At 39.8% G+C, this 20706-nt stretch carries 22 protein-coding genes; 8 read left to right on the forward strand and 14 right to left on the reverse strand.

Annotated features, from left to right (window positions below; translation table 11 throughout):
• Positions 1 to 48 precede the first annotated feature (48 nt).
• On the forward strand, positions 49 to 687 hold the full coding sequence (locus AS4_RS18080) for a peroxiredoxin (RefSeq protein ID WP_096735080.1): 639 nt from the start codon (positions 49 to 51) through the stop codon (positions 685 to 687).
• Between the two features lie 206 nt (positions 688 to 893).
• Here AS4_RS18080 and lysM read toward each other — a convergent pair whose 3' ends face one another.
• The 6 genes from lysM to AS4_RS18110 all read right to left on the reverse strand — a co-directional run bounded on the left by lysM (position 894) and on the right by AS4_RS18110 (position 4698).
• Positions 894 to 1367, reverse strand: coding sequence for a peptidoglycan-binding protein LysM (lysM, locus tag AS4_RS18085; protein ID WP_056514030.1), 474 nt, complete (start codon positions 1365 to 1367; stop codon positions 894 to 896).
• 300 nt (positions 1368 to 1667) lie between these two features.
• Complete coding sequence (acpP, locus tag AS4_RS18090) at positions 1668 to 1904, reverse strand: acyl carrier protein (RefSeq protein WP_004723957.1); 237 nt, start codon at positions 1902 to 1904, stop codon at positions 1668 to 1670.
• Positions 1905 to 1990: 86 nt separating this feature from the next.
• Complete coding sequence (fabG, locus tag AS4_RS18095) at positions 1991 to 2725, reverse strand: 3-oxoacyl-ACP reductase FabG (RefSeq protein ID WP_004723960.1); 735 nt, start codon at positions 2723 to 2725, stop codon at positions 1991 to 1993.
• Positions 2722 to 3708, reverse strand: a complete 987-nt coding sequence (fabD, locus tag AS4_RS18100; protein WP_096735081.1) for an ACP S-malonyltransferase — start codon at positions 3706 to 3708, stop codon at positions 2722 to 2724. Before fabD ends, fabG begins: the two co-directional genes overlap by 4 nt.
• A 166-nt stretch (positions 3709 to 3874) precedes the next feature.
• The gene (gene rpmF, locus AS4_RS18105) at positions 3875 to 4060 is read right to left on the reverse strand and encodes a 50S ribosomal protein L32 (protein WP_004723964.1); all 186 of its coding nucleotides are present in this window, start codon (positions 4058 to 4060) and stop codon (positions 3875 to 3877) included.
• Between the two features lie 74 nt (positions 4061 to 4134).
• Positions 4135 to 4698 carry a YceD family protein gene (locus AS4_RS18110; RefSeq protein WP_004723966.1) on the reverse strand — a complete coding sequence of 188 codons (564 nt, stop codon included), beginning with the start codon at positions 4696 to 4698 and terminating at the stop codon, positions 4135 to 4137.
• Positions 4699 to 4795: 97 nt separating this feature from the next.
• Here AS4_RS18110 and AS4_RS18115 point away from each other — a divergent pair, with 97 nt between their 5' ends.
• From AS4_RS18115 to AS4_RS18130, 4 genes are all read left to right on the forward strand, one after another.
• Entirely contained in the window at positions 4796 to 5458 is a 663-nt protein-coding gene (locus AS4_RS18115) for an elongation factor P hydroxylase (RefSeq protein WP_096735082.1), read from the forward strand.
• 84 nt (positions 5459 to 5542) lie between these two features.
• Positions 5543 to 6160: an L-threonylcarbamoyladenylate synthase gene (locus AS4_RS18120; protein ID WP_096735083.1), complete on the forward strand. Its 618-nt coding sequence runs from the start codon at positions 5543 to 5545 to the stop codon at positions 6158 to 6160.
• A gap of 243 nt (positions 6161 to 6403) precedes the next feature.
• Complete coding sequence (locus AS4_RS18125) at positions 6404 to 7222, forward strand: MBL fold metallo-hydrolase (protein ID WP_096735084.1); 819 nt, start codon at positions 6404 to 6406, stop codon at positions 7220 to 7222.
• Positions 7215 to 7820, forward strand: coding sequence for a dual specificity protein phosphatase family protein (locus tag AS4_RS18130; RefSeq protein ID WP_096735085.1), 606 nt, complete (start codon positions 7215 to 7217; stop codon positions 7818 to 7820). Before AS4_RS18125 ends, AS4_RS18130 begins: the two co-directional genes overlap by 8 nt.
• 10 nt (positions 7821 to 7830) lie before the next feature.
• On the opposite strand, the gene AS4_RS18135 is transcribed toward AS4_RS18130, so the two are convergent.
• From AS4_RS18135 to trpA, 4 genes are read right to left on the reverse strand one after another with little or no spacing between them, the layout of a single operon-like run.
• Positions 7831 to 8841, reverse strand: a complete 1011-nt coding sequence (locus AS4_RS18135; RefSeq protein WP_096735086.1) for an SPOR domain-containing protein — start codon at positions 8839 to 8841, stop codon at positions 7831 to 7833.
• Entirely contained in the window at positions 8832 to 10121 is a 1290-nt protein-coding gene (gene folC, locus AS4_RS18140) for a bifunctional tetrahydrofolate synthase/dihydrofolate synthase (protein ID WP_096735087.1), read from the reverse strand. The genes AS4_RS18135 and folC overlap by 10 nt, the downstream gene beginning before the upstream one ends.
• Positions 10118 to 11014 (reverse strand): acetyl-CoA carboxylase, carboxyltransferase subunit beta, encoded by an 897-nt coding sequence (gene accD / locus AS4_RS18145; protein ID WP_004723984.1) that lies wholly within the window; start codon positions 11012 to 11014, stop codon positions 10118 to 10120. The genes folC and accD overlap by 4 nt, the downstream gene beginning before the upstream one ends.
• Positions 11011 to 11814, reverse strand: a complete 804-nt coding sequence (gene trpA / locus AS4_RS18150; protein ID WP_004723986.1) for a tryptophan synthase subunit alpha — start codon at positions 11812 to 11814, stop codon at positions 11011 to 11013. Before trpA ends, accD begins: the two co-directional genes overlap by 4 nt.
• Positions 11815 to 12235: 421 nt before the next feature.
• Here trpA and AS4_RS18155 point away from each other — a divergent pair, with 421 nt between their 5' ends.
• Positions 12236 to 13567, forward strand: coding sequence for a Na+/H+ antiporter NhaC family protein (locus AS4_RS18155; RefSeq protein WP_096735088.1), 1332 nt, complete (start codon positions 12236 to 12238; stop codon positions 13565 to 13567).
• A 159-nt stretch (positions 13568 to 13726) separates the two neighbouring features.
• Here AS4_RS18155 and AS4_RS18160 read toward each other — a convergent pair whose 3' ends face one another.
• The gene (locus AS4_RS18160; RefSeq protein ID WP_096735089.1) at positions 13727 to 14761 is read right to left on the reverse strand and encodes an AraC family transcriptional regulator; all 1035 of its coding nucleotides are present in this window, start codon (positions 14759 to 14761) and stop codon (positions 13727 to 13729) included.
• A gap of 154 nt (positions 14762 to 14915) precedes the next feature.
• Here AS4_RS18160 and AS4_RS18165 point away from each other — a divergent pair, with 154 nt between their 5' ends.
• Together AS4_RS18165 and AS4_RS18170 are read left to right on the forward strand one after the other, a co-directional pair.
• Positions 14916 to 15791: a metal-dependent hydrolase gene (locus AS4_RS18165; RefSeq protein WP_004723993.1), complete on the forward strand. Its 876-nt coding sequence runs from the start codon at positions 14916 to 14918 to the stop codon at positions 15789 to 15791.
• 71 nt (positions 15792 to 15862) lie between these two features.
• A complete protein-coding gene (locus AS4_RS18170) occupies positions 15863 to 16738 on the forward strand; it encodes a metal-dependent hydrolase (protein WP_056514002.1) in 876 nt (291 codons plus the stop codon).
• A 29-nt stretch (positions 16739 to 16767) separates the two neighbouring features.
• On the opposite strand, the gene AS4_RS18175 is transcribed toward AS4_RS18170, so the two are convergent.
• From AS4_RS18175 to AS4_RS18185, 3 genes are all read right to left on the reverse strand, one after another.
• Complete coding sequence (locus AS4_RS18175) at positions 16768 to 17763, reverse strand: DUF2804 domain-containing protein (protein ID WP_096735090.1); 996 nt, start codon at positions 17761 to 17763, stop codon at positions 16768 to 16770.
• 214 nt (positions 17764 to 17977) lie between these two features.
• Positions 17978 to 18352 carry a DUF805 domain-containing protein gene (locus AS4_RS18180; RefSeq protein WP_096735091.1) on the reverse strand — a complete coding sequence of 125 codons (375 nt, stop codon included), beginning with the start codon at positions 18350 to 18352 and terminating at the stop codon, positions 17978 to 17980.
• Between the two features lie 219 nt (positions 18353 to 18571).
• Positions 18572 to 20704 (reverse strand): 3-hydroxyacyl-CoA dehydrogenase NAD-binding domain-containing protein, encoded by a 2133-nt coding sequence (locus tag AS4_RS18185; RefSeq protein ID WP_096735092.1) that lies wholly within the window; start codon positions 20702 to 20704, stop codon positions 18572 to 18574.
• Positions 20705 to 20706 lie beyond the last annotated feature (2 nt).

A 20706-nucleotide genomic window follows, 5' to 3' on the forward strand; every position in this document is an offset into this window, starting at 1 on the left:
TGGACGAGCCAAATAACAAACAACATTTTTAGATATTGAGGTTTCAAAATGACTTTACGATTAGGTGACATTGCACCAGATTTCACTCAGGAATCTAGTGAAGGTCCAATTAAGTTTTATGATTACTTGGGCGACAGTTGGGGTGTTTTATTCTCACACCCTGCCGATTATACGCCAGTATGTACCACTGAGTTAGGCTATACCGCAAAATTAAAAGATGAGTTTGAACAACGTGGGGTAAAAGCCATTGCCCTTTCAGTCGATGATGTTGAATCACATAAAGGTTGGATCAACGACATCAATGAAACACAAAATACCACTGTAAACTTTCCAATCATTGCAGACAAAGATCGCAAGGTGTCGACGCTGTATGATTTCATTCATCCAAATGCCAGTGAAACTCTCACCGTGCGTTCTTTAGTTATTATTGATCCTAATAAGAAAGTTCGCTTAATCATTACCTACCCTGCATCAACTGGACGTAATTTTAAAGAAATTCTCCGTGTGATTGATTCATTGCAACTGACTGACAATTATAAAGTTGCCACACCTGCAAACTGGCAAGATGGTGAAGATGTTGTTATCGTCCCGTCGATTAAAGATGAAGCGGAGCTTAAAGAACGCTTCCCAAAAGGTTATACGGCGGTTAAGCCTTATCTTCGTCTTACCCCACAACCTAATAAATAATATGCAATATTGAATTTTTTAGATTAGAGCTAACTAACTTCAAAAGATCACATCCAAACTTGATGTGGTCTTTTTTAAGATCCACCGATTGCAACGAAACACTTTTACCCTTCAAAACACGTCAAATAGTAAAATAAAAGCAAAATCATTTAAAAATAGAAAAGGCACCGAAGTGCCTTTTATGATCAAAGATCAGCGAACAAATGTTATGCAGGAATACGTAAAACTTGTCCTGGGAAAATATCATCCGCATTTTTTAACAATGGGCGGTTTGCTTCAAAAATTTTATTATATTGGTTGGCATCACCATAAAATTCTTTTGAAATTTTAGACAAATTATCGCCTGATTTAACTGTATAGAACTTACTTTCAGGCTCAGGTGTTGCCACTGTCATTTGATCATCAACTTGCGCCACATGGTCAATATTCCCCACAGCAAGAATGATTTTCTCTTTATCTGCCTGAGTTTGTACCTGACCGTGAATCGTGGCCAAATCAGAAGTACTATTATAACTTACAGAAAGCCCTGTTACTGGCAAGCCTAACGCTTTAATGTGCCCCAACAACTTATTGGCAATTTCTTGTGCAGATGGTTCTGCTGGCGTTGCTGGTGCCGCTTGTGGCTCAGCTGGTGCAGTATTTTTCTTGCCAATTCCTTTAATAAAATCAAAAAGACCCATTTGTCGTACTCCATATCATTATTGAAAATTGTTTTACTGAGAATGTATTACTGTGAACTGTTATACAAATTTAAGAACTCTATTTTTATAGCGAAAAAGCGTCAGGGTGTGCGTTGTCATTGGTGATAAAAAGGTAACGGTATGTAACCAATGCTTTTGATTTTAAACTTATTTAATTGCTTTTTTAGGTTAAGGATCGCCAAACATGCATGCACTCAACACAGCTAAATTCAGGCATAAAAAAACCACCTAAAGGTGGTCTTTTTACGTATAACAACAACGTGCTATACAATCAACACATTAACCAAGTTTTTTAGTTACATAGTCGATAGCTGATTGAACAGTTGTGATTTCGTTAGAATCTTCATCTGGAATAGTGATGTCGAAGTCATTTTCGAAAGACATAACAAGTTCTACTAGGTCTAGAGAATCAGCACCCAAATCATCCATGAAAGATGCTTCGTTTTTGATTTCTTCAGCTTTGATACCTAATTGTTCTGCAACAGCTTGTTTAATGCGTTGTTCGATATCGCTCACAGGAATTCTCCTCATTGCTTGTGGCGGCTTTTAATTGCCTGATAGTTTAATTGAATATTTACTTTTTTCAAAGTTTATACATCGCATTACGCCATGTATAAACCACCATTTACGTGTAATACTGTGCCTGTAATGTAACTGGCTTTGTCAGAAGCCAAAAAACTTACTGCATTTGCAATATCTTCTGGTTGACCAAATCGGTTTAACGCAACTTGATCACTCATTTTTTTGCGAATATCTTCACTTAACTGCTCAGTCATTTCTGTTGCGATAAAACCAGGCGCAATACAGTTGACTGTAATCTGACGGCTTCCCATTTCTTTTGCAAGACTGCGACTGAAAGCTTCAATCCCTGCTTTTGCAGCAGAATAGTTGGCTTGTCCTGGGTTAGCAAAATGCGCAACAACAGAACTGATATTGATAATGCGTCCAAAGCGCGCTTTGGTCATGCCTTTCAATACACGTTTAGATAAGCGGAATACAGCTTTAAGATGAATATTGAGAATATCGTCCCAATCATCTTCAGACATACGTAACAGTAGATTGTCTTTGGTAATCCCAGCATTGTTCACAAGTATCATCACTGAACCATATTTTTGTTCAATGTCAGATACCAATGCATCAATTGCAGCACCATCACGTACATCAAGTAATGCACCAGCACCATTTTCAGCAAAAACTGTTGAAAGTTTTTCTGCGCCCGCTGCTGATGTTGCCGTACCTACAACAAAATAACCGTCTTGAATCAATTGCTGAGCGATGGCAGCACCAATCCCTCGGCTCGCGCCTGTCACTAATGCGACTTTGCGTTCTTGTGTCATGCAATTTTCCCTTCAGCCACTAAGATAGCATTCAGTGCATCTTCCATACGACTTTGTGTATCGAGTGGAAATGCTTTTTCGATATTTGGTAAACGTTTTGCTAAATTCGCCAATACATTACCTGGACCACATTCAGCAACATACTGAATACCTTGGTCTTGGATGAATTGCATGGTTTTAGTCCACTGTACTGACTGATACAATTGCGCTGTTAACGCTAAGCGTAATTGGCTTGTATCTGTCGCGATTCCAGCATTGACATTTTGTATTACAGGAATGCTTGGTAGCTCAATGGCAGTTTGTTCCAAAGCTTCTGCAAACTGTTCGGCAGCAGGTTTCATTAGAGAACAATGTGATGGTACAGATACAGGTAATGCAATTGCTTTACCGCCGTTTTCTTTGGCAACGGTCATGACAGCTTCGACTAAAGTTTTGTCTCCTGCGATAACAACTTGGCCTTGTGCATTATAGTTTGCAGCTTCAACAGAACCACGGCCTTGCATATTGGCTTGCTCGCACAGTTCAAGTACTTTAGCGTCATCTAGACCGAGAATAGCCGCCATCGCACCTTGCCCCTGAGGCACAGCACTTTGCATTAATTTACCGCGTAAATTTACCAACTTGACTGCATCTGCCAAAGTCATCGACTCTGCAGCAACTAAAGCACTGTATTCGCCTAATGAATGACCTGCGAGGTATTTTGGCACAACACCACCAAGATCTAACCATACACGCCATAAAGCAATACTTGCTGTCAATAAAACAGGTTGGGTATTTTCAGTTTGATCTAAACCTTCACCGCTTTGTGCAATGTGCCATAAATCAAAACCGATGGCATCTGATGCTTCAGTAAAGGTTTCTTGTACACCACTAAACTGTTCTGCAAGTTCAGCAAGCATACCCACTTTTTGTGAACCTTGACCTGGAAACAAAAATGCAGTTTTTGTTGCTTGAGCTGCTTGTTCGAGTCGTTTGGCAGACATATAAAAAGTCCCTTATTTAATCTTGATCGTTTCCGATGGCGCAATTTTACATTAAAAAAAAATTTATTTAATTGCGAAATACAACAAAAAACCCAGTCATTAAAAACAAAAAAAGGGAGCTTTCGCTCCCATTTTTTTACTAAGCTTGCGCTTAATAGTTCACCAATTATTCAGCATCAGCTGCTTTAGCGAATAATTGACGACCACGGTAGAAACCATCTTTAGTCACGTGGTGACGACGGTGAGTTTCACCAGTAGTTTGGTCTACAGTTAATGCATTCTCGGTTAAAGCGTCATGTGAACGGCGCATGTCACGGCGAGAGCGACTTTTACGGTTTTGCTGAACGGCCATGATGGCTCCTTACAAATCGAAAAAATGGATCAGAACAAATTCGGTTGTCTTAACTTAACAGTATAACACAAAATTTAGTTAAGTTTACCCTTCAAACCTGCCAAAACTTCAAACGGATTATCCCGTTTTTCTTCAACAGTGTCCTGAACGGCTGGTTGATGCTTATGTTCACAAGCGTCATGCTTAGGAGACAGAGGCATCAACAATAACAATTCATCTTCTAAAAGTGCAAGTAAATCAACAGTCGAAGGAGTATTGGTTAAATAATCCCCTTTAATTGTTGCTTCACTTTCACCTAGCACGATGAAATCAGCATCCTCATCCAAGCGCTCTATCAGTGACTCATCATCTATTAAAGCCAAATGGAAGTCAGAAACTAGTGTAATTTCAACAGAATCCAGACAACGCTGACACTCCATTGGAACTTTAGTATCTACATGACCATCTAGCCAAACAATACGATGATACGCATCCATTGATAGCTTACAGTCTATATTGATCAATTGATCATCAATTGATCCAACAGCTTCACGGGAAATACGAACAAAGCGAGACAATGGCAGGGTACCTGACCATGTAAAGCCTTGTTCAGCCCATTTAAACGGCTCTATCTGTGCCGGAAAGGTATTTGCTGACATAATTAAGGCGGCAATTCTACAAATTCATAGGTACTCTGTCAAAGATTAAGATACAATTTTGTACTTATTTAGACAGATCTCTTGAGTAATACAAGCCATGCATCAGTTGCAGCCGCAACCTGAAGTCACTACTTCATTACAATTCAATACGCATTCAACTTCTGAAAACACATTGCAAGCCGCCGATGTGCAACGCTTATCATGGGCTAACTTACAAACAGAAGTGCAACACGTTGATTGGCTTATCTTACACTTTAATCACTGGTTTTCCCACCTAAATGTGACGCTTGTTCGTGGTGATTTTGAACCAGAGTATTTCCCTGCTAGCGAACACAGCCCTGCCCGTATTCAGTTTGCACATGGTTTTTTCAACAGCGCTCTGCACGAAATTAGTCATTGGAGCATTGCCGGAGAACAGCGCCGTTTATTGCCTGATCTTGGTTATTGGTATGCACCCGATGGTCGTACAGCTGAACAACAAGCCTTATTTGAGCAGGTTGAAATCAAGCCTCAAGCCATTGAATGGTTATTTTCCAAAGCATTTGGACGAAAATTTCGAGTTTCGCTGGATAATCTGACTGGTGAAGGTGGTGATGGCTCGACATTTAAAGACAATGTTTATGCACAAGTTCAGGATTTTTTTTCGGGTAAAGCCAAACTTCCACGCGATGCAAAACACTTCATTCAGTGTATTTGTCTATGTACTCGAGGTGGCAAAACATTACAAAGCACTGAATTTAATCGTAACGATCTTGATTAAACCCGTAATTTTTTTAAAACATTGATTGCAACGATTTACTTTCCCAAGTAATAATTGAATTAACAATAAATCAGGAGAATAAATATGCTGCATTTAAGAGTACATCCTGACAATCCTCAACCACGTTTAATCAGCCAAGCAGTCGAAAGAATTCGAGCAGGTGATGTTGTGGTTTACCCAACTGATGCGGCTTATGCAATCGGCTGTCAGATTGGAAATAAAAGCGCAATGGAGCGTATTGCTCAGATCCGTGGTCTAGGGGCAAAGCATCAATACGCGATTATCTGTGCAGATTTATCTGATATTGCAACCTATGCCAAAGTAGACAATGCAATGTATCGTCTCCTTAAAGCCAATACCCCAGCCGTAACCACATATATTTTACCCGCAACCAGTGAAGTTCCGCGACGCTTGATGCATCCTAAGAAAAAAACCATCGGCTTACGTGTTCCAAGTAATCCCGTCTGTCAGATGCTATTAAAAGAGTTGGGAGAACCGTTACTGACCAGTACTTTGATGTTACCTGGTCAAGATGCACCAATGGATGATCCCTACGATATTGAACAATTATTGGAAAAACGTATTGATGTGTTTATTGACAGTGGTTTAGGTACCTTAACCACCACCAGTATCGTTGATTTATCAGGAGCGAACCCTGAAATTATCCGTCGTGGTGTAGGCGATGTAAGCGCTTTTGAATAAGCGCTTATTCACTTTTCCTTAGATTAGATCCAAAAGTATCAGCTCAAATTACACCGAGTTAATCAATACTTTGTTTTAACTTGATAAAGTTAAAGTTTCTAAATATCCTATTTTAAAACTTTAACTGCTCCCTCTAATTTCAACAAGAATAATTGAATTACCATAACTCTATCATTTTTAGATTGGTATTTTTCTCAATTCAGTTTATAAACAAAGCACAATCCTAAAAACAAATGCTTAATTATGATTTATAAAGTACATCATTTACATTGTGGAACCATGTGTCCGATATGCGCACCACTATACGGACAAAAAGGTTTGTATGGTAAAATGGTGTGTCATTGCCTATTGATTGAAACAGACAAAGGTCTTGTATTGGTCGATACTGGTTTTGGGATGCAAGACTACCTACATCCGCAAACCCGTTTAGGTAAAGCTTTTACTAAAATCAGTGGCATACAAGCTGATTTCAATCTCACAGCCATTTCTCAAATTCAACAATTGGGTTTTAAACCATCCGATGTTCAACATATTTTGGTCAGTCATTTAGACTTAGATCATGCAGGTGGTATTTCAGACTTTCCCAATGCCACGGTTCACATCTTATCCAGCGAGTTTAATGCAGCACAGAAACTTTCAGTCATGAATAAATTGCGTTATCGACCACAACAATTTAAAAATCATCGTTACTGGAATTTTCTTGAACCTAAAAACGGCGAAGCATGGTTTAACTTCCAAAAAGTTCAAGGTTTTAATATTTTCAATGATGAAATTTTATTGATTCCTTTAGTCGGTCATACTGTAGGTCATTGCGGTATAGCGATCAAACAACAAGATAGATGGTTATTGTTCTGTGGCGATGCTTATTTTAATCACCTAGAACTCAACCCCAAGAATAAATTACGCGCGCTCGACAAAATTGAATATCTCCTAGCGGAAGATAATACATTGCGCTTAAAAACATTATCACAACTGCAACAGCTTGCACAGAATGAAGCAAAAATTGAAATTATCTGTGCCCATGATCCTGTTGAACTAGACCGATATTTAAAACATGCTTAAATCTCAATTATTACGTTATACCACTATCTTCGCACTCAGCGTACAGCTTTCAGCCTGTATGACAACTGCTGCACTTCCAGATCATGAGCGCCCAAAACAATGGGGAACTATCGTCGCTCCACAGTATAATTTTTATCGGATCAGTGACACCGTTTTTCGTAGTGAACAACCCAGTGCTGAACTTATTCCTGAGTTAAAAAACAATCAAATTGATGTCGTGATTAATTTAAGAAGTCGCAATAAAGATAAAACAGTACTTTCAAAACAAAACTTTCAATTGGTTCATATCCCGATCAATACTTGGGCAATTGATCGTCATGATCTACTCAATGTCATGAAAACAATTCAAATCGCAAAAGCCCACAACCAGAAGGTTTTAATCCATTGCTATCATGGTTCTGATCGTACTGGGGCAAGTGTTGCAATGTACCGAATTATTTTTGAGAACTGGTCTGTGAATGATGCTTTAAATGAAATGAAGCATGGCGGTTATGGCTTTCATCCAATCTGGGGCAATATTGAAAAACTTTTTACCCCTGAAAATATAAAATGGATCCGTGAGCAGCTCGCGAATCCATCTTTAACCACAAATACCTAACTCATAGCGTTTAACGTCGGTCTAGAGGTACCCACTCGATTACCCAAGCCGACTTCATGCCTAGACTCGCATCAGAATTGATCTTCTTACGTGCTGAATCCGCAGTCTCTCGATCTTTCGATGGTCCAACCATAATACGAATACCTTTTGAGGTTGGACTCTTGGTCACTTTGTAGCCCTTGGCACGTAGTTTAGCAGCGACAGCATCTGCATTGGCTTCATTGGCGGCAAGCGCAACTTGTACCATCCATTGCTTATCACCATTTTCAAGCAAATCACGTGCTTTTTCAGCTTCCGCTTTTTTCTTTGCTTCTTCTTGTGCTTTGTGTTTTTTATCCGCTTCTGCTTTCTTGTCTTCCGCTTGCTTTTTCTCAGCAGCAGCTTTCTTTTCAGCATCTAGCTTACGTTTTTCATCTGCTTTTTGTTGTTCTTCTAATTTACGTTTCTTTTCTTCAGCGGCTTTTTTATCTGCTTCTGCGGTAGCTTGACGCTTCTGCTCAGCTAACTTTTTTTCAGCATCGGCTTTTTGCTTTAATTGAGCATTTTGCTGTTCAAGTTTTTTCTGCTCTGCTGCTTTCTGTTGCGCTTTGGCTTTTTCATCCTGTACCAGCTCAGGAGGAATATCAGCCCCTTCCTGTGCTGCCGCAGCAGCTGCACCACGTCTTGCATTTGCAGCGGCATACTCTTCAGCTGCTTTACGTGCAGCATCTGCTTCAGCCTGTTGTTGCGTCCGTAAAAAATCTGCTGCTTTTGCTTCTTGTTCAGCAACCGCTTTTTCACGGGCACGCTTCTGCTCTTCTAACAGACGTTTTTCAGTCGCAACATCAACTGTCAACGGCTGTAATTGTACAGGCTCACCAGCAGGTGTCGCTTTATTTTGCTGAGCTTGGCTTGTCGGCTGTGTCTCTACTTGGCTTTGGTGGATTTCTTCTTTACCTTTTAGAAGCAATGCCGCCAATAGAACACCACCACTTAATAAAACAACACCACCCATCCAGCGTTGTTTGTTATTCATTGACATTCGTCTAAATACTCCCAGACCGCTTCTAAGGTATGGAATGAACCACACACCAAAATCAGCTGATTATTATTGGTTTCTGCAAGCGCTGATTGAAATGCTGCTTGTACACAATCAAACTGTTCAACTGTCTCATGCTGTAAAGCAGTTTGTAATTGTTCCAATGATGCCGCACGAGGCACAGTTAACGGTGCAATTTTCCACTTTAATACAGTATTTTTCAACAACTTGACCACAGAATCTACATCTTTGTCGGACAACATTGAAAAAACAGAGACAACTTCTGTGTACTGTTTATTGTATTCTAGGAATTTTCGCAATTGCTTTAACAAAAATTCTACACCATGCGGATTGTGTCCCGCATCAAAAATTACTGTTTTATCGTGTATTTTTCTAATTTCAAAGCGCCCTGACAATTGTGCGTTCTGAATACCTTGCGAAATCGCCTGTTGTGAAACCGTTAAACCGCTCACCAAAATTGCAGCGACAGCCGCAGAAATATTTTCCAGTGCCAAGTGTCCCAAAGGAAGTTTTAAAGTCGTTCCTGAGCTTGCAAAATTCCAAGATTGGCCATCTTCTGAGTTATCATAAAAATAATCATGGTTTAACGCATATAGCGTAGCATTGGTTTCTTGTACTTTATGTTGTATCGCTTGTGGTATATCTTGTGCGCCGGCAAAAATGACAGGAATATTTGCTCGAATAATACCGGCTTTTTCATAAGCAATTTTTTCAATCGTATCGCCCAGCCAATCAGTATGGTCTAAACCAATATTGGTAATCACAGCCACATCTGGATCAATCACATTGACCACATCCAAACGACCACCAAGACCAACTTCAAGTACCCAAACATCACATTGTTTTTGTTTAAAAATAACAAATGCAGCCAAAGTCGTGGCTTCAAAAAAAGATAAAGATAAATCACAAATACGGCGGGCTTGATCAACCGCAACAAAAGCATCAATCAAAGTTTGATCATCAACTTCTTGTCCAGCCAGTTTAACCCGTTCATTAAAACGATAAATATGTGGAGACTGATATAAACCAACATTCAGCCCTTGCGCATTCAGAATCGCAGCGAGTGTTGTTGTGGTTGAACCTTTGCCATTTGTTCCAGCAACGGTAATCACTTTGGCTTTAGGGTTAATTACCCCGAGTTGTTCTGCCACAGGAATCACGCGCTCTAAGCCTAAATCAATCCCTGTAACGTGAACATGGCTCCAATAATCGAGCCATGTTTGTAAATCATCAGTATTTAAAGGTGCTGTTTGGTTGTTCAAGGCAAATTCATCAGTTTCGCTACAATACGATATACAGTATCACGTAATGCGTGACGATGAACAATTTGATCGATTACACCATGATCAAGCAAAAATTCCGCACGTTGGAACGGTTCTTCCAGCTTCTCACGTACTGTTTGTTCAATCACACGTTTACCCGCAAAACCAATCATCGCTTTAGGTTCAGCAATATGTACATCACCCAACATCGCCAATGATGCTGTTACACCACCGTACACTGGATGGGTTAATACCACGATATACGGAAGATGCGCATCTTTGATTTTTTGAATCGCCGCAGAAGTACGCGCCATTTGCATCAAAGACAACATGCCTTCTTGCATACGAGCACCACCTGAAGCAGCAAAACAAATCAGTGGTTGCTTATCTTTAATCGCTTTTTCAGCAGCTTGTACAAAACGGTCACCGACCACAGTACCCATTGACCCAGCCATAAAGTCAAATTCAAATGCACATGCAACCATTGCAATATTTTTAACTTGGCCTTGCATCACCACAAGGGCTTCAGTTTCACCTGTTTTTTCCTGCGCTTCTTTAATACGCTCTGGATAAGGCTTGCTGTCGACAAAATGTAAAGGATCTTTTGCTGCAAATTCTTGACCAAGTTCAGTGGTCACATTATCAAAAAACCAATTTAAACGATCACGTGCTTTCATTTTCAAATGTTCATCACATGATGGACAAACATAAGCATTGAAAGACATTGCAGTACGAGTCACGAGTGCATGACATTCAGGGCACTCAATGGTTGGTTCTGTAAACGTCGCTTTGAGTGTTTGTTGTTGGTCAGGCATATGAATGCCTGGAACTGTACGATCTGTCCACGGCGTTGTTGCGCTGAGGATTTTCCCTGATTTCACTTCTTGATTCATACTAACTCATCGAGCGCGGCTCGAAGCTCCTTGACTTTATTCACTGCTGCTTCAACAGCTTGTTCTGGTGCAAGATTTGCAAATGGTTTGACAAAAGCACTTCCGACAATCACTGCATCAGCAACTTGACCTACTGCTTTTGCAGAAGCGGCATCACTAATCCCAAAACCTACCCCAACTGGAATATCAGTAAAGGTTTTGATTTTTTCAATACGTGCTGCAACTTCCGTTGTATCCAATGTTGCTGCACCCGTTACGCCTTTTAGAGACACATAGTAAATAAAGCCACTTGCTTGTTTCACTACATGCTGAATACGTTCATCGGTAGAGGTTGGTGCAAGCAAGAAGATTTGATCCATATTGTACTTTTGCAATACTTCATCTAAATCTTGTGCTTCTTCAGGTGGTAAATCCACAAGAAGTACGCCATCAACACCACAGTCATTCGCATAAGCCACAAACTTTTCATAACCAATCACTTCAACAGGGTTTAAATACCCCATTAAAACAACTGGCGTTGTTGTATCTTTTTGGCGAAATTCTTTAACCATATTCAAGGCATCAAAGGTATTGGTACCCGCAGCTAAAGCGCGCTCTGCTGCAAGTGCAATCACTGGACCATCTGCCATAGGATCGGAAAATGGCAATCCAAGTTCAACTACGTCTACGCCTGCTGCAACCATTTGATGTAACAATGGTACGGTTACATGTGGTTGAGGATCACCCGCCATAACATAAGAAACCAAAGCCTTACGCTGTTGAGATTTAAGCTGTGCAAAACGAGTGGCTAAACGTGACATAGGATTGTACATTCCTTGAATTGTTCAAACTTGAGGAGTTTTTAGATCATTAAACACCAGTAAATAAATTCAAAATGGATTTATTTACGGTTTAATCATCCAAATGTATAAATACAAGACACTGCATTGTAACGCTATTTTTTACTCAAAGGATAGAGTCACATAGTCGCTCTCGCGTATCTTGTTTTATATCACAAATAATAAAACAACCCATGGATACATTTAGCGCTATTTTCAAGTTGAGGACAATGATCAAAGCTACCTATTTTCAAGCTTGTAAAAAAATATCATTATGAGTAAAAAATAAAGTTAAATCATCACCCTACAGCCAAACACCCTATCACCCACATCACTTAATTATTTTTCAGAAATTGCAAAAGCTGTTTATACTAGTCAGGATTCTGATTTTTTATCTCCTCTTATGACCACACATTCTCAGGCTAAAGTGCAAGCCAGCGTGCTTGCGCTCTTGCCGCTTATTGTTTTTTTAGCCATTTTTTTAGGCAGTGGTATTTATCACACGATCATTGGTACTGAGTTTGCTTTTTATCAAGTGAAAGCCCCTATTGCTGCTCTTCCTGCAATTATTTTAGCCATCCTGCTGTATAGAGGGAAAATCAATGCCGCTATAGAAACATTTTTGCATGGTGCAAGCCATCCCAATTTAATTTTGATGTTTATGGTCTTTATGCTTGCAGGTGCCTTTGCCAGCGTAACCAGTGCAATCGGTAGTGTGGACTCCACTGTTCAATTTGGTTTATCGATTATTCCCTCCGAATTTGTCCTGCCAATGCTTTTCATCATTTCCGCCTTTATTGCCACAGCAATGGGAACATCGATGGGAACCATTGCTGCATGTGCGCCGATTGCTTTTGGTTTTTCTCAAGCAACGGATATTCAACCCATTTATGCAATCGGTGCTGTGGTCAGCGGGGCAATGTTTGGTGATAATTTATCCATGATTTCAGACACCACAATTGCAGCGACTCGAAGTCTAAATGTAGAACTGCGTGATAAATTTCGGGTGAATATCTGGATTGCACTGCCTGCTGCGATTATCACTATATTGATTTATATTTTGACCAGTCATCATGCACAAACCATTGAATATAAAAACTATAACTTATGGCTTATTTTGCCTTATGTAATCGTGTTCTTTTTAGCATTTACACGTTTACATGTACTTGCAGTACTGACCATCGGAATAGTACTTTCGGGTTGTCTTGGCATCATTGAAAATCCTGAATTTACCCTACTTAAATACAATACCGCTATTTATGATGGCTTTGTGGGTATGTTTGAGGTTGCCTTACTTTCTATGTTCTTAGGTGGTTTATCTGCCATTATGCAAAAAGAAGGCGGTTTAGAATGGTTAATTCAACGTATTTATGCCTTAACTCGCCGATTTAAAATCGGTCAGCAACGTGCGGGAGAAATTGGAATTAGCTTCCTTGTGGTTTTCTCGAATGTGTTTGTCGCAAATAATACGGTTGCCATCATCTTATCTGGAGACATGGCACGAGAAGTTGCCAAAGAATATGCTGTTGATCCCAAACGTGCAGCCGCATTTATGGATATTTTCTCTTGTGTGGTTCAGGGCTTGATTCCATACGGTGCACAACTATTACTTGCATGCTCAATTGCCAAACTGTCCCCTGTTGAGCTGATTGGTTCGATTTATTATTGTTGGGTATTGGCGATATTTGCAGTCTTGGCAATCGTATTTAGATTTCCTAAATTAAAGATAACTTGAAATCATGCTGAATCATGGTTTTAAAAAACCAATTCAACAATCAGATCAACCTGTGTTTTGCACATAAATTAAAAAATCAAAATCGTACCAAGCACTTAGACAGTAGCAACGCTATATAAGTGCTTGGTTTTTTTAAGCATACTTTCTTTGCACTGTTTTTCACGATGACTTCAACTGTTGTTTTTTCTCGAGCAGGGTCTGCCCACTAAAGGCCTTATATGCTCTGGTTAAAGCTGACTGATCTGAATAACCTAACTGCATCGCTATTTCACTGAACGGCATGTGGCTTTCCAATAAAAACTCACAACGCTTCATCCGTTCAATCTCTACAATTTTTTTAAACGATGTCTGTAAGTCACTTAACTGTCGTTGTAAAGTCCGTGTGGATATATGAAGTTCTTGAGTAAGTTCTTCGATTTTTGGGGCGTGTTGTTTTAACTTTAAATATTCTGCCACAATTAAATGTAAACGCTGAGCAATGGTTTCATAGCGAGGTTTAGACGCAATAGCTTCCTCTGCCTGCTTAACCAAAAGCTGCATTAAGGACGGATCTGCCTGTTGGATTTTTAAATTTAAACCTGCTGAGGCTAAGACAAAACTATATTGCGGTTGATGGAAAGAGACTTCACAGCCGTAGAACTTTTGATAATGATAGATTGCCATCTGTGGTGCATGAGCAAAATGCACCGCATGCAATGGAAATTGATTTGGCGGTACAATTTTACGCGCGAGATGCATCATTAACGCATTGGTAAATTCATTAATAAGAATATATTTTTCATGATGAAAGGGCCAAATTAAATGTACATATTCTCCCTTGAGCTGCATTTGCATTGGAATAACTTCGTCACCATCAATCACCAAACGGCTAAAGCGCATAATATTTTGTAAAGCTTCTGCCACGGTTGTACTTCGTGATGCCATATAGCCCAAAACACCAAAATGCTCAGGTCGCACATATTCTGCCATTTCAAAAACGATCTGAGGGCAATCTAGCGCTTGTTTGGTTTTTTCAATCAGTTGATGAAAGAAGAAATAGGAAGATTGTGTATCAATCGGCTGTGACAAAATTCCAATTAAATGTTTTTTTTCATCTGCTTGTAAGAAATCAAGCGTCGTAAGATCAGTCCCTCGTTCAGACAGATACATCTGCCAGAGATGAAAATAACCATTTGGAATCTGTAATTCCTGCATCGTCTTGCACTCTTTTTAATCCTTTAACTTAGAAAATTGACATTGAAAATTTTCATTTTGTCGTAAAATGTATAAAAAATGGCAATATCTGTCAAAACAAACTTGCAAAATCCCGACATACTGAAATCATCAACAGTGATGCAAGTAAAATAAAATGAATGCATTAGTTACCTATCAGGTCGACCCAGTGGTTCGAACCAAGCTCAACTTTAAACTTGAAGAAGTACCGCGCTTCTGGTTTGGTGGAGATCCATTCCGCACGCGATTATTTGATGCACTCAGTCTGACCTTCCCGGATGGTGAGCGCTATTTCATAGAAAGTGTTCGGCTCTTCCGTGACAAAATCACCGATCCAGATTTACAACAACGCGTTGCTGATTTTATTCGTCAAGAAGCACAACACGGTATTGCGCATGACAAAATGAATCAGGTCATGAAAGATCAAGGCATGCCTGTTGATCAATTTATCCAACTTTTAAGTAAGATTTTTAAATTTGAATTGAGCCAACGCTCACCTCAATACAATATTGCGATGACAGCAGCCGCTGAACATCTCACCGCTTTGATGGCAGAAACATTTTATCGCCATAAAGCAACCTTATCTGAAGCGCACCCTTATGTCCGAGCCTTACTGGCATGGCATTCTATTGAAGAAATGGAACATCGAGATGTGGCCTTTGATGTAATGCAACAAGTCGGTGAGGTCCCCGACAACTTACGCCGATTTGCTTTAGCCTTTACCACCATAATGATGTTCAACTTCACCCTCTACCGTGCCAATATCATGCTTAAACATGATGGATTCAGCCGTATAGAACGTTTAAAAATGGCAACGCAAGGATTGCCTTGGTTCTTCGGTAAAAAAGGGATTTTATCTGCAATGAAAAATGAATATTTAGACTGGTTTAAAAAAGATTTTCATCCGAGCCAACACCCTGTAATTCGACAATATCAAGTTTGGGTCGATACCATGGCTGAAACCAATGATCCTATTCAAGCAGGTGAAGCATTCTGGCAGGCTGGACTATAGCTGTCTTGATATAAACCGATCAGTTCTATCTTGAATAGAGAATTGAACTGAATAATGCGAGAAATAAAACAATGAATGCATATGTAAAACACCAAGTTGACCCTGTGGTTCGCAGCAATTTAGATTTTAGATTGAATGAAGTTCCACGCTTTTGGTTTGATAATGACCCTTTTCGTACCCGTATGTTTGATGCACTGAGTTTGACCTTTCCTGTAGGGGAAAGATATTTCATTCAAAGTGTTCGGGCACTGCGTGACAAAATCACCGATCCAGATTTACAGCAACGTGTCACGGATTTTATTCGACAGGAAGCACAGCACGGTATTGCACATGACAAAATGAATGAAGAAATGCTGCACCAAGGCATGCCTGTTGATCAATTTGTAAAATTTATGGGTGCACATTTCGAGCATATACTGAAACATCGTTCCAAACAGTACAACATTGCCATGACTGCCGCAGCAGAACATCTTACCGCATTAATGGCAGAAACTTTTTATAGTAAACAAGAGACTTTAGCGGAGGTCCATCCTTTTGTTCGTGCTCTATTTGCTTGGCATTCAATCGAAGAAATGGAACATCGAGATGTCGCTTTTGATGTCATGAAAGAGGTTGGGGAAGTTCCTGAAAACTTACGTAAATTTGCGCTTGCCTTTGTCACTTTACAAATGTTTGGATTTACCTTTTACCGTGCCAATGTCATGCTTAAATACGATGGATTCAGCCGTTTGCAACGTGCTCAATTCGCACTCAAAGGTATTCCATGGTTTTTTGGCAAACACGGTAAATTATCAGCAATGCGTGAACAATACTTAGATTGGTTTAAGCCTGATTTTCATCCGAGCCAACATCCTGTGATTCGACAATATCAGGTTTGGGTCGATGTTTTGGCCGAAACCAATGATCCGATTCAAGCAGGTGAAGCATTTTGGAAGGCTGCTTTATAAGGTTAAAAAAGCTTTAAATAAGAACAGCCTTACCATTTCGCGTAATGCTGTTCCAACAAGCCGTAGGCTTGATCTAACTGAATACACTCACCCACTTCAGATTCAACCGTACCACTAATGCGTGATTGCCATTGGCTAAACTGACTCCCCACCAAACGTAAATTTAAGTTTTCAAATCTCCGCCAGCCGGTTGCTACTGTCAGATTTAATTTCTGGTCTAAAGAGCGAATTGACCACAGGTTTGCATCTAACTTTTCAAACAGTACATCGGCAACTGCATATAGAACACCATTAACCCAAAGACAATTTTCATTGCCAAAACTCTCATTTACACCCGAAGCGAGGTTTAAGCCTATACGGTTTCCTTGCGTATCCCAAAAGTTACACGATAACCAAAACCATGCTGTTTCGGGTCTTAGAAATCCACAGGTGTCATCGAGAGATGCCAATGTTTTTTCATTAAAATCTATACGTGCTTTGTCTTTATTGATAAAAAAGCCTTCTACAGCCAAGGTAGTTTTCTTTTGCGTATAAGTCCAACCATTAATACCATTGGGACTGCATAAGCTTAAAGGTTCCGTTCCTGCACAAAAAATGCGGGCTTTTAACTGCTCTTCACCATTTCGAGTTGCCCGTATATAACGCACACCATTGGCATGTTGCATTTCAAATTCAAAAGGTGATTTATTAAAGTGACTTTGGCTATACAAAGGCTGCTCATCTAAGCTTGTCCCTCGCCCTAAGATCGTATTGGCATTCCATTCTAAAACTTCATTCGTTGAATGGTCATAGACATAAATAAAGCCATGTCCTGCCCAACCAATATCGGCAATTGCGATACCGATAGAATAGTGTTCATGCTGGATACCACAAAATTTAAACTTTTTATATTTTAAATGTTTACGCCAACCTGTTAATACTTTGCCATACGGGGTCTTGTAGATATATTGATTAACATTAATCTTACTCGGCACATCTTTAAAACGCCCATAACGGGGTTGACCATTGCTTTGTATTAAATCCATGTGAGTTCCCAATCCTTTTATAAGGGAAGTATCAGACTTTAGTCGGTCCTTCGATTATTGCTATTTTTTCAAATTTAGCAACACCATCACACACCAAATCAATCCACTTTTATTACGATCTAACCTTTAGTGCATTCGTTTGATAGATAAAATATAACCTTGATTTAATTCATAAAAAATAGGGCAAATGCCCTATTTTTTTAATCTGCAAAAATCACTTTGCAGGACCACCCCACTGATTTGTTTCAGGTTTGGTATCTGAAGCAAACCAGTAAATTAAAACAAAAGCGCCAAAAGGAACAAAAGCAATCAAGTACCACCAACCTGTTCTTCCCGTATCATGCAAACGACGTACAGCAACTGACAAAGATGGAATGATCATTGCGAGCATTAAAATCCCTGAAACGACATAATAAGTTCCCAATACCCCATCAATGATCCCTGCGACAATAGATAATCCAATATAAACAAGCACAAAGAACCAATATTCTTTACGACGTGCACGCCCTTGGAAGTTTGCGTAGTTCTTTAAACATTTCATAAACCAATCAATTGCATTATATTGATCTTCGGTTTTATTTTGTGACATTGCTTTTCTCTCTTTATTTTATAAGTGTTACTGACATTTTTTGTACTAAAGCTGTAGCCAGATATTAACTGGTTTTGCATATTTTTCATACACTTTTATGCTATAAAAAGCAAAATCTATTCGAAAAAAGAAAGAGGTCCTTGACCTCTTTCTGTGCAAATCATTGTCTAATCTATGCTTGAGACATTCATCTACAATTTTTAAAGCAATATATAAAAATCAGATAATCTTTCCATGTGGAATTTGATCAATTAACTTTTGCGGTGCTTTAAAACGTTCGCCATATTTTGCTTCAAGCGAGTTCGCTCGAAGCAAAGCTTTTTCTAAACCATACTGATTTAAGAATTGAATCGCACCACCCGTCCACGGTGCAAAGCCAATACCAAAAATTGAACCGATATTGGCATCAATCACAGATTCCAAGACATGTTCTTCATAGCAACGTAAAGTATCTAAAGCCTGAACAAATAGGAAACGGTCAATCATTTCTTGTTCAGTAATATCAACATCTTTCTTCCAGTGGCTTAAGCCATCCCAAAGATGCTTTTTGCCACCTTCAGGATACTCATAGAAACCAGCACCCGCAGCCTTGCCTTTACGTTCAAAGGTGTGAATCATGGTTTCAATAACATCATCAGCACCTGAAAGCGGTAAATCCTTACCTTCAGCCTGAAGTGCTTTACGGGTTTCTTTGGCTACATGCTCAGAAAGCGTTAATGCCACTTCATCTTGAATCGCCAATGGGCCCACTGGCATACCTGCTTTCAGTGCTGCCATCTCAATACGTGCAGGATGTACACCCTCGTGTAGTAAACGTAGACCTTCTTGCACAAATGTACCAAACACACGGCTGGTGAAGAAACCACGGCTATCATTGACCACAATAGGTGTTTTACCAATTTGTTGCACATAGTCATAGGCTTTTGCTAAGGTTTCAGCAGAGGTATTTTTACCTTTGATGATTTCAACCAATTGCATTTTATCGACAGGACTAAAGAAATGTAGACCAATAAAATGCGTATCATCTTTAGAGGCTTTGGCTAAGCCCGTAATCGGTAATGTTGATGTATTTGACGCCATGACACCATTATTGGCAAGAAATTGTTCCGCTTCTTGAGTCACTTTGGCTTTTAATTCTTGATTTTCAAATACAGCTTCGATAATCAAATCACAGCCTTTTAAGTCTTCTGCAGATGCTGTTGCGGTAATCAAACTTAAAACTTGATCACGCTTTTCCGCGCTCATACGACCTTGCGAAACACGTTTATCCAATAGTTTTTGACTATAAGCTTTACCCTTTTCGGCATTTTCCACAGAGACATCTTTTAGCACAACTTGAATGCCTTTGATTGCTGTCGAATATGCAATACCCGCACCCATCATGCCTGCACCAAGTACCCCCACTTTGGTCGCTTGCCACTTGGCAATGTTTTTAGGACGACTTACACCTGCTTTAATTGCATTCAAACCATGCCAGAATGTTCCAATCATATTCTTGGCAACTTGCCCTGTTGCAAGATAAGTGAAGTAACGCCCCTCTATACGGAAAGCGGTATCTACATCAACTTGGGCACCTTCAACTGCAGCGGCCATGATCGCTTCAGGCGCTGGATAACAACCCTTGGTTTTATCACGCAACATTGCCGGTGCAATTGCCAGAATCTGAGCAACCGCAGGTGTTTTAGGATCGCCACCCGGAATTTTATAGCCTTTCACATCATAAGGCTGTTGAGATTTTGGATTGGCTTTGATCCAAGCAATCGCTTTGTCCAGCATGTCTTGCTCACTATCCGCAAGCTCATTGACCAAACCTAAAGACTTGGCTTTATCTACCCCAAATTGCTTACCTTCCATAAGGAATGGGAATGCATTTTGTAAACCCAGCAGGCGCACCATACGCACCACACCGCCACCACCTGGAAGTAAGCCCAGTGTTACTTCTGGTAAACCTAATTTGGTTTTAGGATCATTTAAAGCAATACGATAATGACAACTTAAAGCAATTTCCCAACCACCACCTAGCGCTGTACCATTAATCGCCGCAACCACAGGAACACCTAGGGTATCAATCGTACGAAGATCACCTTTTAGCTTGTTGGTCATATTAAAAAATTCTGTGGCATGTTCTGGCGTTGCCTCGATCAGCTCATCCAGATCACCGCCGGCAAAAAAAGTTTTTTTCGCAGAGCGATAAATCACACCTTTTAAATCTGTTTCAGATTTAAGCTTAGACACAACATTTTCTAAAGCCACACGAAAATCAGCGTTCATGGTATTTGCAGACTGGTTTGGAGAATCCATCGTTAAAATAACAATGCCATCCGCATTTTTTTCATATTGAATTGCACTCATTA

It is taken from the genome of Acinetobacter guillouiae, assembly GCF_002370525.2.
GTDB lineage: Bacteria > Pseudomonadota > Gammaproteobacteria > Pseudomonadales > Moraxellaceae > Acinetobacter > Acinetobacter guillouiae.

Excerpts from the sequence above, each read along its gene's own strand:
- AS4_RS18080 (WP_096735080.1), top strand. The coding sequence starts at position 49 with ATGACTTTACGATTAGGTGACATTGCACCAGATTTCACTCAGGAATCT.
- lysM (WP_056514030.1), bottom strand. The coding sequence starts at position 1,367 with ATGGGTCTTTTTGATTTTATTAAAGGAATTGGCAAGAAAAATACTGCA.
- fabG (WP_004723960.1), bottom strand. The coding sequence starts at position 2,725 with ATGACACAAGAACGCAAAGTCGCATTAGTGACAGGCGCGAGCCGAGGG.
- fabD (WP_096735081.1), bottom strand. The coding sequence starts at position 3,708 with ATGTCTGCCAAACGACTCGAACAAGCAGCTCAAGCAACAAAAACTGCA.
- rpmF (WP_004723964.1), bottom strand. The coding sequence starts at position 4,060 with ATGGCCGTTCAGCAAAACCGTAAAAGTCGCTCTCGCCGTGACATGCGC.
- AS4_RS18110 (WP_004723966.1), bottom strand. The coding sequence starts at position 4,698 with ATGTCAGCAAATACCTTTCCGGCACAGATAGAGCCGTTTAAATGGGCT.
- AS4_RS18115 (WP_096735082.1), top strand. The coding sequence starts at position 4,796 with ATGCATCAGTTGCAGCCGCAACCTGAAGTCACTACTTCATTACAATTC.
- AS4_RS18120 (WP_096735083.1), top strand. The coding sequence starts at position 5,543 with ATGCTGCATTTAAGAGTACATCCTGACAATCCTCAACCACGTTTAATC.
- AS4_RS18125 (WP_096735084.1), top strand. The coding sequence starts at position 6,404 with ATGATTTATAAAGTACATCATTTACATTGTGGAACCATGTGTCCGATA.
- AS4_RS18130 (WP_096735085.1), top strand. The coding sequence starts at position 7,215 with ATGCTTAAATCTCAATTATTACGTTATACCACTATCTTCGCACTCAGC.
- AS4_RS18135 (WP_096735086.1), bottom strand. The coding sequence starts at position 8,841 with ATGTCAATGAATAACAAACAACGCTGGATGGGTGGTGTTGTTTTATTA.
- accD (WP_004723984.1), bottom strand. The coding sequence starts at position 11,014 with ATGAATCAAGAAGTGAAATCAGGGAAAATCCTCAGCGCAACAACGCCG.
- trpA (WP_004723986.1), bottom strand. The coding sequence starts at position 11,814 with ATGTCACGTTTAGCCACTCGTTTTGCACAGCTTAAATCTCAACAGCGT.
- AS4_RS18155 (WP_096735088.1), top strand. The coding sequence starts at position 12,236 with ATGACCACACATTCTCAGGCTAAAGTGCAAGCCAGCGTGCTTGCGCTC.
- AS4_RS18160 (WP_096735089.1), bottom strand. The coding sequence starts at position 14,761 with ATGCAGGAATTACAGATTCCAAATGGTTATTTTCATCTCTGGCAGATG.
- AS4_RS18165 (WP_004723993.1), top strand. The coding sequence starts at position 14,916 with ATGAATGCATTAGTTACCTATCAGGTCGACCCAGTGGTTCGAACCAAG.
- AS4_RS18170 (WP_056514002.1), top strand. The coding sequence starts at position 15,863 with ATGAATGCATATGTAAAACACCAAGTTGACCCTGTGGTTCGCAGCAAT.
- AS4_RS18175 (WP_096735090.1), bottom strand. The coding sequence starts at position 17,763 with ATGGATTTAATACAAAGCAATGGTCAACCCCGTTATGGGCGTTTTAAA.
- AS4_RS18180 (WP_096735091.1), bottom strand. The coding sequence starts at position 18,352 with ATGTCACAAAATAAAACCGAAGATCAATATAATGCAATTGATTGGTTT.
- AS4_RS18185 (WP_096735092.1), bottom strand. The coding sequence starts at position 20,704 with ATGAGTGCAATTCAATATGAAAAAAATGCGGATGGCATTGTTATTTTA.